At 60.3% G+C, this 15,679-nt stretch carries 15 protein-coding genes; 14 read left to right on the forward strand and 1 reads right to left on the reverse strand.

From position 1 onward, the window contains the following. The first annotated feature begins 194 nt into the window (after positions 1-194). The 4 genes from topA to O4H31_RS13700 all read left to right on the forward strand — a co-directional run bounded on the left by topA (position 195) and on the right by O4H31_RS13700 (position 5,030). Positions 195-2,867 (forward strand): type I DNA topoisomerase, encoded by a 2,673-nt coding sequence (gene topA, locus O4H31_RS13685; protein WP_269346650.1) that lies wholly within the window; start codon positions 195-197, stop codon positions 2,865-2,867. Between the two features lie 152 nt (positions 2,868-3,019). After that, on the forward strand, positions 3,020-3,607 hold the full coding sequence (locus tag O4H31_RS13690) for a L,D-transpeptidase (protein WP_067622006.1): 588 nt from the start codon (positions 3,020-3,022) through the stop codon (positions 3,605-3,607). A 95-nt stretch (positions 3,608-3,702) separates the two neighbouring features. After that, the gene (locus O4H31_RS13695) at positions 3,703-4,407 is read left to right on the forward strand and encodes a CoA transferase subunit A (RefSeq protein WP_269346653.1); all 705 of its coding nucleotides are present in this window, start codon (positions 3,703-3,705) and stop codon (positions 4,405-4,407) included. Beyond that, positions 4,407-5,030, forward strand: a complete 624-nt coding sequence (locus O4H31_RS13700; RefSeq protein WP_269346654.1) for a CoA transferase subunit B — start codon at positions 4,407-4,409, stop codon at positions 5,028-5,030. Before O4H31_RS13695 ends, O4H31_RS13700 begins: the two co-directional genes overlap by 1 nt. A gap of 55 nt (positions 5,031-5,085) precedes the next feature. Here O4H31_RS13700 and O4H31_RS13705 read toward each other — a convergent pair whose 3' ends face one another. Continuing rightward, positions 5,086-5,901: a lytic transglycosylase domain-containing protein gene (locus O4H31_RS13705; RefSeq protein WP_269346655.1), complete on the reverse strand. Its 816-nt coding sequence runs from the start codon at positions 5,899-5,901 to the stop codon at positions 5,086-5,088. Positions 5,902-6,259: 358 nt separating this feature from the next. Here O4H31_RS13705 and O4H31_RS13710 point away from each other — a divergent pair, with 358 nt between their 5' ends. The 10 genes from O4H31_RS13710 to O4H31_RS13755 all read left to right on the forward strand — a co-directional run bounded on the left by O4H31_RS13710 (position 6,260) and on the right by O4H31_RS13755 (position 15,655). After that, positions 6,260-6,463 carry a Flp family type IVb pilin gene (locus O4H31_RS13710; protein ID WP_259945735.1) on the forward strand — a complete coding sequence of 68 codons (204 nt, stop codon included), beginning with the start codon at positions 6,260-6,262 and terminating at the stop codon, positions 6,461-6,463. Positions 6,464-6,575: 112 nt separating this feature from the next. Then, the gene (locus tag O4H31_RS13715; protein ID WP_201722008.1) at positions 6,576-6,743 is read left to right on the forward strand and encodes a hypothetical protein; all 168 of its coding nucleotides are present in this window, start codon (positions 6,576-6,578) and stop codon (positions 6,741-6,743) included. Positions 6,744-6,885: 142 nt separating this feature from the next. Continuing rightward, on the forward strand, positions 6,886-7,746 hold the full coding sequence (gene cpaB / locus O4H31_RS13720) for a Flp pilus assembly protein CpaB (protein WP_067621983.1): 861 nt from the start codon (positions 6,886-6,888) through the stop codon (positions 7,744-7,746). 205 nt (positions 7,747-7,951) lie between these two features. Further along, complete coding sequence (locus O4H31_RS13725) at positions 7,952-9,379, forward strand: type II and III secretion system protein family protein (protein ID WP_067940469.1); 1,428 nt, start codon at positions 7,952-7,954, stop codon at positions 9,377-9,379. A 4-nt stretch (positions 9,380-9,383) separates the two neighbouring features. Then, positions 9,384-10,058: an OmpA family protein gene (locus tag O4H31_RS13730; RefSeq protein ID WP_269346659.1), complete on the forward strand. Its 675-nt coding sequence runs from the start codon at positions 9,384-9,386 to the stop codon at positions 10,056-10,058. A 289-nt stretch (positions 10,059-10,347) separates the two neighbouring features. Further along, positions 10,348-11,592, forward strand: a complete 1,245-nt coding sequence (locus O4H31_RS13735) for an AAA family ATPase (protein ID WP_269346661.1) — start codon at positions 10,348-10,350, stop codon at positions 11,590-11,592. Positions 11,593-11,615: 23 nt separating this feature from the next. Then, the gene (locus tag O4H31_RS13740) at positions 11,616-13,094 is read left to right on the forward strand and encodes a CpaF family protein (protein WP_269346663.1); all 1,479 of its coding nucleotides are present in this window, start codon (positions 11,616-11,618) and stop codon (positions 13,092-13,094) included. 11 nt (positions 13,095-13,105) lie between these two features. Beyond that, positions 13,106-14,068, forward strand: a complete 963-nt coding sequence (locus O4H31_RS13745; protein ID WP_067621969.1) for a type II secretion system F family protein — start codon at positions 13,106-13,108, stop codon at positions 14,066-14,068. A gap of 10 nt (positions 14,069-14,078) precedes the next feature. Next, on the forward strand, positions 14,079-15,056 hold the full coding sequence (locus O4H31_RS13750; protein ID WP_269346666.1) for a type II secretion system F family protein: 978 nt from the start codon (positions 14,079-14,081) through the stop codon (positions 15,054-15,056). Then, positions 15,056-15,655, forward strand: a complete 600-nt coding sequence (locus O4H31_RS13755; RefSeq protein WP_201722006.1) for a tetratricopeptide repeat protein — start codon at positions 15,056-15,058, stop codon at positions 15,653-15,655. The genes O4H31_RS13750 and O4H31_RS13755 overlap by 1 nt, the downstream gene beginning before the upstream one ends. The last annotated feature ends 24 nt before the right edge of the window (positions 15,656-15,679 follow it).

Genomic DNA, 15,679 nt, shown 5'->3' on the forward strand with positions numbered 1-15,679 from the left:
CTCCGCAAGGCACGGCCCCGGCCAAGGCGCCGCCGAAAGCCGCCCGTCATTGGCGGCAATACGGCCCATCCGCCCTGCCAAACCGCTGCGCGCCAAACCCCTCATCCGCAGCAGCCGCATTGACAAACACCCCCGCCATCCCACATGAGACAGCGCAAAGCCGCCCTCACTTTTGATCTAAGGTGCCTGTATTTATGCCCGTCGTCGTTGTCGAATCCCCAGCCAAGGCCAAAACGATCAACAAATATCTGGGCGACGATTACACCGTTCTCGCCTCTTACGGCCACGTCCGGGACTTGCCGCCAAAGGACGGATCGGTCGACACCGACGCCGATTTCGACATGAAATGGGAAGTCGCCTCTGACAGCAAAAAACACGTCAAAGCCATCGCCGACGCGCTGGCTAAAGACAACGCACTGATCCTCGCGACTGACCCCGACCGCGAAGGCGAGGCGATCAGCTGGCACCTGCAAGAGGCGCTGACCAAGCGCAAGTCGATCAAGAAAGACACGCCCGTCAGCCGCGTCGTCTTTAACCAGATCACCAAAAAGGCCGTGACCGAGGCGATGCAGAACCCGCGTCAGGTCGACATGCCGCTGGTCGAGGCCTATCTCGCCCGCCGCGCGCTGGACTATCTGGTGGGGTTCAACCTCTCCCCCGTGCTGTGGCGCAAGCTGCCCGGTGCAAAATCCGCCGGACGTGTGCAATCGGTCACCCTGCGCCTGATCGTTGAGCGCGAGATGGAGATCGAGGCTTTCCGCGCCCGTGAATACTGGTCGGTAAAAGCTCTGCTCGCTACGCCGCGCGGCCAAGAGTTTGAGACACGCCTTGTTTCGCTTGCAGGCAAAAAGCTGGATCGCTTCGATCTGGCCGACGCCACGCAGGCCGAGATGGCCGTGCAGGCGATCACCAGCCGCGCGCTGAAAGTGATGAACGTCGAGGCGAAACCCGCCAGCCGCAACCCATCGGCACCCTTTATGACCTCGACCCTGCAGCAGGAAGCCAGCCGCAAATTCTCCATGGGCGCGCGCCAGACCATGTCAACCGCGCAGCGCCTTTACGAGGCTGGTCACATTACTTACATGCGGACCGACGGCATCGACATGGCGCCCGAAGCGGTGAGCATGGCGCGCGATGCGATCAAAGACCGCTTTGGCGCGGATTACGTGCCGAAAGAGCCGCGCATCTACAAAAACAAAGCGAAAAACGCTCAGGAAGCGCACGAATGTATCCGCCCCACGGATATGACCAAAGACGCCAAGACCCTGAAGCTCGATGCGGATCAGGCGAAGCTTTATGACCTGATCTGGAAACGCACGCTGGCCTGTCAGATGGAAAGCGCCCGGCTGGAGCGCACCACGGTTGAGGTCGGCAGCGACGACGGTCAGGTTGGCCTCCGCGCCAATGGTCAAGTCGTGCTGTTCGACGGGTTCTTGCGGGTCTATGAAGAAGGCCGTGATGATGTGGTCGATGAGGACGACAAGCGTCTGCCGCAGATCAGCCAAGGCGACGCGATGGACAAACGCGCCGTCACCCCGGAGCAGCATTTCACCCAGCCGCCGCCGCGCTACACCGAAGCCACGCTGGTCAAACGCATGGAAGAGCTCGGCATCGGCCGCCCCTCGACCTATGCCAGCATCGTCACCACGATTCAGGACCGCGAATATGTCCGCAAGGACGGCAACCGTCTGATCCCCGAGGATAAGGGACGGCTCGTGACCGCCTTCCTCGAAAACTACTTCCGCCGCTACATCGGCTATGATTTCACCGCCGACCTCGAAGACCAGCTTGATAAGGTCAGCGCGGGCGATGCCGCCTATAAGGAAGTGCTGCGTCGCTTCTGGCGTGATTTCTCGGCGGCGATTGCAGAGACATCCGAATTGCGCATCACCGAGGTCTTGGAAAAGATCAACGAGGTGCTCGAGCCGCATCTTTTCCCGCCGACCGAAGACGGTGGCGACCCCCGGCTTTGCCCCAATTGCGAAATTGGCCGCCTGTCGATGCGCACGGCCCGTTCGGGCGGCGCCTTTATCGGCTGTTCGAACTACCCCGAATGCCGTTACACCCGCCCCTTTGGCCCGCCGGATCCGGAGGCCGAAGCCTCGGCCATTCCGCCTGATGGCAAGCTTTTGGGTGAGGATCAGGGCGACGAAATCCGCGTTTTCAAAGGCCGTTTCGGGCCTTACGTACAGCGCGGGCCGGTGACCGAGGAAAACAAAAAACCCCCGCGCCAATCGATCCCCAAGGATTGGGTGCCCGAGGATCTGACGCTTGAACAGGGCGTGATGCTGCTGTCGCTCCCGCGTGAAATCGGCCCCCACCCCGAGGACGGCGTGATGGTCTGGGCCAATATCGGCCGCTACGGGCCTTACATCAAACACGCCGAAAGCACCTCGGACCGGGGCGGCACCAATGCCAACCTTGAGGGCATCGATGAGGTTTGGACCGTCGGCATGAACCGCGCGGTGCAGCTTTTGGCCGAGAAGGTTGCCAGCCGTGGTGGCCGTGGCAAGGCCGCAAAACCGATCCGTGAGATGGGCGAGCACCCGGATATGGGCGGCGCGGTCAATGTCATGGAAGGCAAATACGGGCCTTACGTAAAGTGGGAAAAGGTCAACGCGACGATCCCGAAAGAGATCGAACCAGCAGACCTGACCATGGAGCGCGCGGTGGAGTTGATCGAAGAGAAGCTCGCCAAGTCCCCCGCCAAACGCAAGGCAGCGACCAAGAAGGCACCGGCGAAAAAAGCCGCGATCAAAAAAACCGCAGCAAAGAAGACGGCAGCCAAGAAAGCGCCCGCCAAAAAGGCTCCGGCCAAGAAACCCGCCGCGAAGAAGCCAGCGGCGAAAAAGGCCGACAGCGCGTAATGACGCGCTGAGACCACAGCAGCCGCGCCGACAATCGGCGCGGTTCCGCCTGTGGACGGCGGTTACATCCAACATCATGAATATGTGATTTGCCATCTCCCTTCGATTTTCAGATCAGGGGAGGCGGCAAGACCAATATGAAAGGCAGATAGATGTCAGGCATTAAATTCACCCGACGTGGCGTGATCGCCGCGAGCGGTGCGGCGCTGATGACCCCGCAGATCCTGCGCGCGCAGGAATTCGGCCAAGCGGCCCGCGAGTTTTCCAACGAAGCCCCTGTTTCGCGCAATGCGTCGAGCTTTGCCACGCAGCGTTGGCAGGACCACTTTGACAGTCTTGGCAAAGGCGCGATCGTGGCCGACACCATCAGCCGCGCCCTGCATTATTGGAGCGCCGACGGCCAGACCTACAAGGTTTACCCGACCTCCGTGCCCGCCACCGAAGAGCTGACCAAACGCGGCTACACCGAGATCGTGCGCAAGAAAGAGGGCCCCGATTGGACCCCCACCGCGTCGATGATGGAACGCTTCCCGCATTACAAATATATGCCGCCGGGCCCCGATAACCCGCTCGGCACCCACGCGATGTATCTCAGCTGGCCTGCCTATATCATTCACGGCACCCATGACACCCGCAAGATCGGGCGTCGCTCCTCGGACGGCTGTATCGGTCTCTACAACGAGAAGATCGAAGAGCTTTTCGGCATGTGCCCCGTCGGCACGCAAGTGCGTATCATCTGACCCTTCTGGGCGGCCTCGCTGCGTAGCACCACGTAATTGACACTGCGACGACGCAGGGTCACATATGGCGCAACGAAACCAGAGGGAGGTCGCCCGTGAACAAAATCTATGGATCCGCCGCCGAAGCGCTGGAAGGCGTTCTGTCGGATGGCATGCTGATCGCCGCGGGGGGCTTTGGCCTTTGTGGCATTCCGGAATTGCTGTTGCAGGCGATCAAGGAAAACGGGGCCAAAGACCTCACCTTTGCGTCGAACAACGCGGGCGTCGATGATTTCGGCATCGGCATTCTGCTGCAATCGCGGCAGGTGAAGAAGATGATCTCTTCCTACGTGGGCGAAAACGCCGAGTTCATGCGCCAGTACCTCTCCGGTGAGTTGGAGTTGGAGTTCAACCCCCAAGGCACCTTGGCCGAGCGCATGCGCGCGGGCGGTGCGGGCATCCCGGGTTTCTATACCAAGACCGGCGTCGGGACCCAGATCGCCGAGGGCAAAGAGGTCAAACAATTCCGGGGCGAGGATTACATCCTCGAAGAGGGCATCTTTGCCGATCTGTCTATCGTGAAGGCATGGAAAGCCGACGACACTGGCAACCTTGTGTTCCGCAAGACCGCGCGCAACTTCAACCCGCCAGCGGCCATGTGCGGTAAGGTTTGCATCGTCGAGGTCGAAGAGATCGTCCCGCGTGGCAGCCTCGACCCCGATAAAATCCACCTGCCGGGCATCTACGTGCATCGCATCATCCAAGGCGATCACGAAAAGCGCATCGAAAAGGTCACGACACGCCAGCGGGAGGAAGCATAATGCCTTGGGATAGAGATCAAATGGCGGCGCGGGCTGCAGAGGAACTCGAAGACGGCATGTATGTGAACCTCGGCATCGGGATTCCGACGCTGGTGGCGAACTACGTCGGCGACAAAGACATTACCCTTCAATCCGAGAACGGCATGCTGGGCATGGGCCCCTTCCCTTTTGAGGGCGAAGAAGACCCCGACCTTATCAACGCTGGCAAACAGACCATCACCGAGCTCAGCCGCACGGCCTATTTCGACAGCGCCATGTCCTTTGGCATGATCCGCGGCGGCAAGATCGCGGCGGCGATCCTCGGTGCCATGGAGGTGGCCGAGAACGGCGATCTGGCGAACTGGATGATCCCCGGCAAGCTGGTCAAAGGCATGGGCGGCGCGATGGACCTTGTCGCCGGCGTCAAACGGGTCATCGTGGTGATGGACCATCAGAACAAAGCGGGCGAGTCGAAGGTGCTGAAAGAATGCACCCTGCCGCTGACCGGCAAAGGCGTGGTCGACCGGATCATCACCAACCTTGGCGTGCTCGACGTGGTCGACGGCGGTCTGAAGATCGTCGAATGCGCCGATGGCGTGACCGAGGACGAGCTGCGCGCCGCGACCCAAGCGACCATCGTTTAACAACCGCCCCGGCGGCCCCCCTCGGCGGCATCCGCCGGGGGCACGGCTTTCGCGATCAGTTCATCGCGGCAAAGACGCAGCCATCGCTGATCAGTTCCGGCGGTGTCAGGCAAAGCCCCTGCGCGACTTGAAAAGCGGCCAACACCTTGGGCACATAATCGCGCGTCTCAGCAAAAGGCGGCACGCCCGCATGTTTGCGCACCGACCCCTCCCCCGCGTTATAGCCCGCCAGTACGAGAATCGGATCGCGGTCGAACTCACCCATCAGCCAATTAAGGTATTTGACCCCGCCTGAGATATTCTCAGCTGCGACCATACTGTCGCCCACGCCAAAGCGGGCAGCGGTATCGGGCATCAATTGCATCAGTCCAGCCGCCCCGGCCCGACTTACCGCATCGGTACGTCCCGCCGATTCCACGCTGATCACCGCAAGCACGAGCGCCGGAGAGACATTCGTGCCGACCGTGGCGCGCAGGATGTCCACCCCATTGCTGCGCGCGATATCTTGCAGGTGCTGCAGGCGCGGCGCGGGCACCTTGCCCGCTGAAAGCGCCGCCATCGCAGGCGCCAACCGCCCCGCCCCGCCGCGGTCTGCTGCGGGAGAGACCTTATCCCAGAACCAATCGAACTGCCCCGCCTTCAAAGGCGCAATCGCGCCGCTTGGCGTGGCGGCCACGGCGGGGCCTGTGTCGACCTTTGCCGCGGCAGCTGCGCGTGCGGCTGGGTCAATTTGCACTGTGATACGTTTCGCTCCCGTCTTGGGCGGGCCGACCCGTTTGGCGGAAAACTCAGGAAAGGGTTTCGGGCCCTCTGCCACAACGGCAGGGGCCATAAGGGCCGTGACCAGCGAGAATGCCAATATACGATACATGCCTGCTCTACCTTGCGTCTGACGCGCCTTTGTTCGGCAATATCTCACGAATCGTGGAATCGGGCCAGCGTTTGAGGCGGGGATCATGGCGATTTCGCCGCAATTACCCTCTCAGACGACGGGAAAGCGCAGCAGGAAGCTGCAGTAGAACAAATAAACCTAGACTAAACAACGGGTTAATAAGTTTTTGCAAGAAAAATGAGAACGGTCTGAAAAAGGCGCAGTTGCTGCCAAATTCGCGCCCCAATCTGACGGCTATATAGGGTCATACCAAGTCGGACAGCCTCAATGAGAGAACGAGGCAAACCGGACGGCGAGGTTGAGACCTTTTATTCAGTGATCCTTGGAGGGACATGACATGATGAACTTTATCAAAAACTTCCGCAAAGACGAAGACGGTGCTGTGACAGTTGACTGGGTCGTTCTGACCGCTGCGATCGTTGGCCTGGCCGTGGTTGCCTTCAACACAATCGGTGACAACACAGCAGACCTGACCACCGAAATTGGTACCGCCATTGATGGCGTTTCGGCAACGCGGACACCCGCTGCTTCCGGCACCTAAGTCTACGCCCGAGCGAAACCGATAGGTTCTACGAAGATTTAGGACCGCCTCCCTCTTGGGGCGCGGTCCTTTTTCAATGCCAAGGTAAAGCACATCTATTCATAGGGTACGTATGCGCAGCCATTTCAAGAAATTCTTCTGTGACCAAAACGGCGCCGTCAGCGTTGATTGGGTTGTCCTGACCGCCGCGCTGGTGGGTCTGGCGATCTTGGTGCTGAGCGTATTTTCAGACAGCCTTGACGGGCTTGTCGAATACATCCGGGTCCAGCTGACCGCTTAAGACAACGGCGCCGCACAAACGCACCACGGCAAGCTTCATCGCATCGCCGCCGTGGCGACCAAATCTCGCCATATTCGGCGGCTAATCTGCCGAGGTGATCAAAGCGGGCCGAGACTCGCTCCCATAGCAAAGAGGTGACGACATGCGAGCCGTATTTGGATTGGTTCTTTTGGTGGGCATAGCGCTTGCCGGCGGGGCCGTTTATCTGGCGAAAGACCGGATTTCACAGTATCAAACCGCGAACGCGCAGGCCCAAGCTGCGCTGGCGCAAGTGGTGCCGACCAAAACCGTTTGGGTGGCCGACAAGCCCCTGAAATACGGTCAGCCCCTCACCCGCGAAGATGTGCGCGCCGTCAAATGGCCCGAGAATGCCATCCCCGAGGGCACATTCTTTGAGGAAACCGTGCTGTTTCCGGAAAACACCAAAGATCAACGCATCGTGCTGCGCAACATCGAGAAAGATGAAGCGATCATGGCCGTGAAGGTGACCGAGCCGGGCGAAGATTCCGGTCTGACCTCGCGTCTGGCACGCGGCATGCGCGCCTTTGCTCTTAAAGTCGATGTTTCCAGCGGCGTGTCGGGCTTCCTGCGCCCCGGCGACCGGGTGGATGTCTATTGGACAGGCCGCGTGAACGTGGGCAACCAATCCAGCAACGGCGATGTAACCAAACTGATCGAATCGGCCGTGCAGCTGATCGCCATCGACCAAAGCGCAGATGCGCTGGTGATGGGCGAAGCCTCAATCGCCAAGACCGTGACCGTGGCCGTGAACCCTCAACAGGTCGCCGCCCTTGCCCAAGCGCAATCAACTGGCCGTCTGTCCCTTGCTCTGGTCGGTACGAATGACGACACCGTGGCCGAGGCCATTGAAGTCGACCAGCGCTCGCTTCTGGGCATCGAAGCGCAGGAAACCATCGCAGAGGTCGCCAAAGAAAAGGTCTGCACGATCCGCACCCGCCGCGGGGCCGAAGTGGTCGAACTGCCGATCCCCTGCACAAATTGATCCGATAACAACCTCTTGCTAAGCTAAAAAAGACGCCGCAGTCCCCCTGCGGCGTCTTTTCCATTCTCTGTTATGTTGCGAATAGCCCACATGCACAGCACCCCCGAAGAGCTTGATTCTTGCAATAAAATTTGAATTGCCGCAGAGTGCTGCCAAACGAGGGCGAAAAGACCCATCCCGAGGCGTGATCAAAAAGGCAGGTCACATGAAAATCGATAGATTTCTAAAAGCGGCCCTGCTGGGGCTGACACTGGGCGCGATGCCGATGGCATTGACCCTGCCCAGTTCAGCTGGCGCCGACACGCTGCGCGTCGTGAAACGCGGCACCAATTCCAGCCTCGACGTTCCGATGAACCGCGCTGTGGTGGTGGAAAGCGACATCCCATTCGCGGAGCTTAGCATTGCCAACCCCGGCATCGCGGATATCTCATCTTTGTCTGACCGCACGATCTATGTGCTGGGCAAATCTCCGGGTCTGACCACGTTGACGCTGCTAGACGCCGGGGGGCAGTTGATTACCAATGTCGATGTCCGCGTCGCAGCGGATGTGTCTGAATTCAAAGAACGTCTGCGCCAAATCCTACCGGGTGAGAAGATCGAAGTGCGCACCGCCAATGACGGCATCGTGCTCTCGGGCATCGTTTCGTCGACGCAGCGGCTGCAACGCGCGCTTGATCTGGCCGAACGCTATGCGCCCGAGCGGGTCAGCAATCTGATGAGCGTCGGCGGCATTCAGCAGGTCATGATGAAGGTCCGCTTTGCAGAGATGCAGCGCAACGTGTCGAAATCGCTCGGCTCTTCGCTGGCCATCAATGGCGGGTCCGATTTCAGTGCGGGCACCGGCAGCACGAATACTTCGGGCGGGGTCGCGACCTCGCTTGGCGGCTCGATCCCTGGGTCGAACCAGAACGCGGGCGCGGTGCTTTTCGGCTTCAACGCAGGCTCGACCCAAGTGGGCATCCTGTTGGAAGCACTGGAAGAAAAAGGCGTCGTGCGGTTTTTGGCCGAGCCGAACCTCGTGGCGCTTTCGGGGCAAGAGGCCAAGTTCCTCGCCGGGGGTGAATATCCCGTCCCCGTGGCCCAGACCGGTGACACCATCGCCGTGGAGTTCAAACCCTTCGGCGTAGAGCTCGCCTTTATCCCGCGCGTCGTGGACAAGGATATCATCAACCTTGAAATGAACGCCGCCGTGTCCGCCATTGATGCCAGCAACAGCATCGCTTTGGGCAACGGCATTGAGATTTCCGCCTTCACCCGCCGCGAAACCTCGACCACGGTCGAGATGCGCGACGGTGAGAGTTTTGCCATCGCGGGCCTTCTGACCGATGATTTCACCGACAGCACGCGGCAACTGCCGTGGATCGGCGATGTGCCGGTACTGGGCGCGCTGTTCCGTTCGGCGGATTACCAGCGCAGCCAGACAGAACTGGTCATCATCGTCACCGCCCATCTGGTCACCCCGACCCGCGGCGAAGCGCTGGCCCTGCCCACGGACCGCATCAAGCCACCCTCTGAAAAAGACCTGTTCTTGCACGGGCGCACAGCGGACGGCACCCGCACCCCGAGCCGGGGTGCTGCGGGCGAGGTCGCCAAACAGGACTTCCGCGGCTCCTACGGTTACGTACTGGATTGATCCGATGACACGCAGACATATCACGTTGATCGCTGGCACCGCGGCCCTCGCCGGGCTCACCGCCTGCTCTCCCAGCAATGATCCGGTCTATACACAGTTCTACCGCGAGGCAGGGTCGATCGTGGACACGGGCCAGTTCGGTAATGCCACGCTGCACAACCGGCAGGTCATGACAGGCGAAAAGCGTGTAACCTTTGATCTGGCGAATCGCTTTGCCAGCGAAGTCCGCTCTACCGTGACTTTCGCCTTTAACTCCGACCGGTTGGACGCCAATGCGCAGGCGATCCTGCGCCAGCAGGCCGGGTGGATTCGCCAATTCCCCGAGATGCGCTTCCGCGTCTATGGCCACACCGATCTGGTCGGCTCGCAGTCCTATAACCGCGCCCTCGGGCTGCGCCGCGCGCAGGCTGTGGTGCGCTATCTCTCGACCTTGGGAATCAGCCCCAGCCGACTGGAAGCCGTTGTTTCCTTTGGTGAAACGCAGCCCCTGATCGTGACCCAAGGCCGCGAGCGCCGCAATCGCCGCACCGTGACCGAAGTCAGCGGCTTTGTGCACGGCCACCCGATGTTGCTGGATGGCAAATATGCGCAGATCATTTACCGCGAGTATGTGGCCAGCGCCGTGCCCCCCTCGCAACTGAGCGCCAGTGCCACCGTCGCAGGTGGTGGCGGAGAGTAGGGCAAGCCCTTCTTTCGACAAAAGAATATCCCCCCGCACCTTCGGGCTGCGGGGGTTTTTCGTCCCAGCCCGTCCATGGTCAATCGGGCGTGAATGGGCAGATCGTTTCAAGATACCCAACAATAGAGGCTTTTTGGCCCCAATCTCGCCCCAGTTGGGGGTGATATTCGATACAGAAGGATAAATGTGCCCGGCTCAAGGGCCGCGCATGAGGCAGAGGTCAGAGCGATCGCGGCGACAGAATATCGCCGCCCTCCGGCCAAACCGTTGATGTAAAGGACAAAAGGTCATGAGCAGCACTATGCCCCAACCCGAAGCAGCGCCGATCGTTGCCTGCACAATCAGCCGTGATGTACAGAACTTCGACCTCTTGATCGAAGACATGGAGGCCACTCTGGGCGAAAGCTGGGGTGATCTGGGATTCGCCGAAGCGCTGGCATTCTTTGGCCAGCCCGAGGCTGAGGCGATGGAATTTGTCGCCCTCGCCATGGATGAGGACGACGAAGACAACCTCGTTTTGATGACTGAGATCATCACGCAGGCCAAAGCTCGCGACATCCGGGTGATTCTGATTGCCGAAGACATGACCCCCGCCGCGCTGCATTCGCTGCTGCGTCAGGGTGCGGATGAATTCGTTCCCTATCCGCTGCCCGAAGGCGAGTTGGCCCAGGCCATCGCCCGCGTCCGCGCCGGAGAGAACGCGCCCCCTGCCCCCGCAGCCGAGGCCAGCGCCCCGCAACTGAAGGCCGGCGCGCAAAAAGATGGCGCCCTGATCGTGGTGCATGGGCTGGCCGGTGGCACCGGGGCCACGACCCTTGCCGTGAATCTTGCGTGGGAACTGGCCAATGCAGACAAGAAAAATCCGCCCTCGGTCTGCCTGCTGGATTTCGACCTGCAATACGGCTCTGTCGCGACCTTCCTTGATCTGCAACGGCGCGAAGCCGTCTATGAGATGATGTCCGACACGGAAACCATGGACGAGGAAATCTTTGGCCAAGCGTTGCAAACCTTCGAGGACAAGCTGCATGTGCTGACCGCCCCGGCGGAGATGCTGCCGCTCGATATCGTGACCAACGAAGACATTGACCGTATCCTCAACATGGCCCGCAACCAGTTCGACTATGTGATCGTCGACATGCCTTCGACGCTGGTGCAGTGGTCCGAGACCGTGCTGACCAGCGCGCATATCTACTTTGCGATGCTGGAACTCGACATGCGCTCGGCCCAGAACGCCCTGCGTTTCAAACGGGCGCTGCAATCCGAGGAACTGCCCTTCGAAAAGCTGCGCTATGTGATGAACCGCGCGCCCAAATTCACCGATCTCAGCGCCAAAAGCCGGGTGAAACGGATGGCCGAATCGCTCAGCATCTCAATTGACGTGCAGCTGCCCGATGGCGGCAAAGCGGTGACGCAGGCCAATGACCATGGGCTGCCGCTGGCTAACTCCGCCCCGAAAAGCCCCCTGCGGCGCGAAATCGCCAAGCTGGCAAGCTCCATCCACGATCTCAAGGGCGAGCAGGCCAAAGCGGCCTAAGCCCCTAGCGAAAGAGCGTACCGATGTTCTCCAAATACAAAAAACCAGCCTCTGCGACCGCGAAAGCCGCTGCCCCGGTCCGAGAGGCCAAGCCTGTCAAAAAGGTCGAGCCTGCCCCCGCGGCCCCGGCCACCGCGACTGCTGCCCCTGTTGAGGCGGCCAAACCGGTTTCGATGCGCCGGGCGGTCAAACCCGCCGCCGCATCACCTGAGGATCGCGAGGTCAAGCGCAAGCAGCGGATGAGTGAGATCAAGCTCGAACTGCACCGCGCCCTGTTGGACAACCTCAACCTCGCCGCGCTGGAGCATGCCTCTGAGGCCGATTTGCGGCAGGAAATCAACGATATCGCCGTCGAGGTTCTCTCGGAAAAGAGCATCGTGCTTAACCGCGAAGACCGCATGACGCTGAACTCCGAACTCTATGACGAGGTGACCGGCCTTGGCCCGTTGGAGACGCTGCTGAAAGACGACACGGTCAACGATATTCTGGTGAACGGCCCGCAGCAGATTTTCGTCGAGCGAGATGGCAAACTGCAGTTGACCGACGTGACGTTCAAGGATGAAAAGCACCTGCTGCGGATCATCGACAAGATCGTCTCGGCCGTGGGCCGTCGTGTGGATGAAAGCAACCCCTACGTCGACGCGCGCCTGAAAGACGGCTCGCGTTTCAACGCCATGGTGCCCCCCGTCGCGGTGGACGGCTCCTTGGTATCCATTCGTAAGTTCAAGAAAGACAAGCTGGGCATCGACGATCTGGTGAATTTCGGGGCTTTCTCGGAAGAGATGGCCGCCTATTTGCAGGCCGCCGTGGCGACCCGTCTGAACATCATCGTTTCGGGCGGTACGGGTTCGGGTAAAACCACCACGCTCAACGCGCTGTCGTCGTTCATTGCCAATGATGAGCGCATCTTGACCATCGAAGACACCGCCGAACTCCAGCTCCAGCAGACCCATGTGGGCCGGATGGAAAGCCGCCCGCCCAACGTCGAAGGCAAGGGCGAAGTCTCTCCCCGCGACTGTCTGAAAAACGCCCTTCGGATGCGTCCAGACCGGATCATCGTCGGCGAGACGCGCGGCGAGGAGGTGATCGACATGCTGCAGGCGATGAACACCGGCCACGACGGCTCCATGACCACGATCCACGCCAACTCGGCCCGCGATGGCGTCAGCCGGTTGGAAAACATGATCGCCATGGCCGGGATTGAAATGCCGCTCAAGGCGATGCGCAGCCAGATTTCCTCGGCTGTGAACCTGATCGTGCAGGCCAGCCGCTTGCAAGATGGCTCGCGCCGGATGACCTCGATCACCGAGATCACGGGCATGGAAGGCGAGGTGATCTCGATGCAGGAGATTTTCCGGTTCCAGCGCGTGGGCCTGACGCCTGAGAACAAGATCATCGGCCATTTCACCGCCACCGGCGTGCGCAGCCACTTCTCCGAGCGGTTCCGCATGTGGGGCTATGACCTGCCCGCCTCCATCTACGAACCTGTGGCGGCCCAGTAAGGATTGATGCAATGAGTGCCGAACCAATCATCTATGGTCTGATCTTCATCGGCGTCTTGGTGCTGGTCGAAGGGCTGTACCTTGTCGCATTCGGCAAATCCATCAGCCTTAACAGCCGCGTGAACCGCCGGTTGGAGATGCTGGAGAAAGGGGCCCGCCGCGAAGAGGTGCTCGACAAGCTGCGCAAGGAAATGCAGCAGCATATGAACGCCAAGTCGATCCCGCTCTATTCTCTGCTGTCAGAACGTGCGCAGAAGGCCGCGATTGCCTTCACGCCGCAGCAACTTTTGATGATTATGGCCGGTTTGGCCGTCTTGGCCTTTCTGGGGCTGACCATCGGCACCGATACATCGGTGCCGGTGCGCGCCATGATGTCCGTCGGCATGGGCGTCGGCGCGGTGTTCTTTTGGGTGTCCCATAAAGCGGGCAAACGCATGGCGATGATCGAAGAGCAGCTTCCCGATGCGGTTGAGCTGATGGTCCGCAGCCTGCGGGTGGGCCACCCGTTCTCCAACGCGATCTCGATCGTGTCGAAGGAAATCCAAGACCCGCTCGCCTCCGAATTCGGGGTGATCGCGGATGAAGCCGCCTATGGCCGTGATCTGGGCGAGGCGCTCAAGGATATGGCCGAACGGCTCGACATGCAGGATTTGCGCTTTCTGGCCGTGGCGGTGACCATTCAGCAGCAATCGGGCGGCAACCTGGCCGAGATCCTCGCCGGTCTGGCCAAGGTGATCCGCGCCCGCTTCCGTCTGTTCCGCCGTGTCAAAGCGATCACGGCCGAGGCGAAATGGTCGGGCAAGTTCCTCTCGGGCTTCCCGCTGGCCGCGCTGGTGGTGATCAACCTTGGCGATCCGCATTACTACGACGAAGTGCGCGATCACCCCTACTTCATTCCTGCCTGTTTCCTTGTGGGCATCTTCCTTGTGCTGAACCTGTTTGTGATGCGCATCCTTACAAATATCAAAGTCTGAGAGGCCGATGATGGAATTTCTCAATCAGCTTAACGATCAGATCAACCAAGCCTTGGGGCCGATGGGCCTGATCATCATCGTCGGTACTTTGGGCGTCACCTTGGTGGCGATTACGCTTGTGCTGATGCTGCGCCAGCCCGAAGACCCGCTGACCAAGCTCAAACGCACCAGCACGGCCCCTAGGGGCGACAATGCGCGCGAGAAACTGCGCCAGTCCGACCAGAACGCGCAGTTGCAGAAATTCGCCAAGTTTCTTGAACCCGAAGACGTGGCCGAACTCAGCGCCAAACAATTGATGCTGCGCCAGGCCGGTTATCGCTCGCGCGATGCGGTGCGGCTTTATTACTTCGCGCAGTTTGCCCTTGGGATGCTCGGGCTGGTGGGCGGCCTGATCTACACCAATGTCTTGGGCGGCGGCGAAGGGATGACCACGCAGCAGACCATGATGTGGGCCATCGGCCCCGGTGCTATTGGGTATTACCTGCCCAAATACTGGGTCAAACGCCGTGTCGATTCCCGCAAAGAAGAGATTACCCGCGGTTTTCCCGACGCGCTGGATATGATGCTGGTCTGCGTCGAGGCGGGGCAATCGCTGGATCAATGTATCGTCCGCGTCGCCCGTGAACTGCGCGCCTCCTACCGGGCCCTGTCCGAAGAGTTCGAGATGGTCGCCTATGAGATGAAGGCCGGCAAGGACAAGGTGTCGGTGCTCCACGACATGGGCGAGCGTTGCGGCGTGCAGGATGTCTCCTCTTTCGTGACCGTGCTGATCCAATCGGCGGCCTTTGGTACATCCATCGCAGACGCCCTGCGCGTCTATGCCGAAGAGATGCGCGACAAACGTGTGATGCGGGCCGAGGAAGCGGCAAACAAGTTGCCAACCAAGATGACCCTTGCCACTATGGGCCTTACCGTACCGCCGCTGTTGATCATTCTGGTCGGCCCCTCGGCACATGGCATTTCGAAATTGGGTCAGATGGGGAATTAATGACGGAGAAAATTCGGCGCAGCCTCGCCCGCGCCGTTTTCATCGGGCCGATCTTGGGCCTTGCTCTGGCCGCCTGTTCAACAGGCGGCTTTTCCGCGTTGCGCGGGGATCAGAAGCCCGAAAGCCTCTATGCCCCCGGCGTGAACCCGCGCGCAGAGGCTGTCGACGGCATCGAAGTGGGCCACAGGCTTATCGCGGCGGGACAGTATGAACTGGCCATCAAATCCTTCAACCGCGCCGCGCTGGATCACGGGCTAACGGGGGAAGTCCTCTCGGCTTTGGGCAGTGCCAACCTCGGGCTGGGGCGTTTGGGTCAGGCCGAAACCCTGCTGCGCCGCGCAGTTGAGAAGGACGCCGCCGAGCCAGAAGTCTGGAACAACCTTGGCGTTGTGCTGATGGAAAGCGGCCAGACTGCCGAGGCCGAGCAGATTTTTCGCAAAGCCTATGCCCTCGATAATGGCGAAAGTGACGCAATCCGGGACAATCTGCGCTTGGCGCTCGCAAAAACGGAAAAATCTGTTATAACAGAAGTCAATGAAGATAATTACAAATTGGTGCGGCGCGGCAGCGGGGATTACCTGATCCGTCCGACACCATGATCCGGCAGAGCAGTAAAAGGACGC

Origin of the sequence: Sulfitobacter dubius, assembly GCF_027214245.1 — a bacterium.
Taxonomy (GTDB): Bacteria; Pseudomonadota; Alphaproteobacteria; order Rhodobacterales; family Rhodobacteraceae; genus Sulfitobacter; species Sulfitobacter dubius_A.